This is a genomic window from Variovorax sp. P4_D9 (assembly GCF_056401695.1).
In genome coordinates, this window is the sequence record NZ_JBFUIU010001585.1 from 1 (window position 1) to 951 (window position 951).

A 951-nucleotide genomic window follows, 5' to 3' on the forward strand; every position below is an offset into this window, starting at 1 on the left:
CTTCAGCAGGAGCTGGGGCGGTTGGCTCGCCAGTGAAGCGTTCGAGTACCTGCTCGGATGCAAGGAGGTGCGAGCCAGCAAGTACGTCACCGAACTTCTGTGGCAACACAAAGATGGCGGCGGTTTCGAGGCGGCTTAGACGGCGCGGTCCAGATCGGGTGGACGAAGGACCCGAAACAAGTTCAGCCACACCTCGAATCAATTTAAGCTGCCGTTACGAGCATGTTCTGTGACATGAACCGTGGGGTCCTCGCAGACGGTAGCCTCGAATTCCAGAACGACGTGCGATTGCAGTTGGCGCCAGCCCTCACGCGTGAACGCTCAGGGCATGCAAGGGCTATCATCTCGCGCGGCCGGTGGTGGCGGCCATGGGTGGTCGATTCACGGCCGCTTCAAAAGGAATTTGATGAAGGACAAAGAGTTGCCGGTCACTCGCGTTGGCGGCGTGATCGTCACGAAGGTGGCTCCCGACGTCGGGAACCTGAGTACCCGACTCGAGGGAGGACCAGCGGGCGCGCGTATTGACTTCATCGATACGTTGAGAGGATTGGCAGTGTTGCTGGTGCTGTGGGATCACTTGGTGGGCCAGTATCTAACGCAGAGGGAACTGTCCTGGTGGCCCCACGAGGTGGTCCACGAATATGTGAGCACGCCGCTGGGCATAGTTCAGGATTTCGGTTGGTTCGGCGTGTGCCTTTTTTTTCGGTTCGTTGGGACTATTTGTGGGTGCTTTTTCGCATGCCTACTTTGCCAGACGACGCGCTCAGGAACCGACACAGCTTTCTACACGTAGCGTCCAGTGAGTCCTGTTCTGCTTCACTGATGCGTGAGCCCATGAAGGGACCTCCGTCGTCTTGGACGAGTTGCTGGAGGGCGTCGAAGACGTCCATTCGGGCAAGCTCGTTATCTTCGTAGCGGCGCCGCACGAGCTCGCCGCCGAGCATCCAGAGA

1 protein-coding gene is annotated in these 951 nt (G+C 58.8%); it reads left to right on the top strand.

The features are described from left to right. The first annotated feature begins 406 nt into the window (after positions 1-406). The gene (locus AC1DY5_RS57075) at positions 407-793 is read left to right on the top strand and encodes a hypothetical protein (RefSeq protein WP_478122948.1); all 387 of its coding nucleotides are present in this window, start codon (positions 407-409) and stop codon (positions 791-793) included. Positions 794-951: the final 158 nt, after the last annotated feature.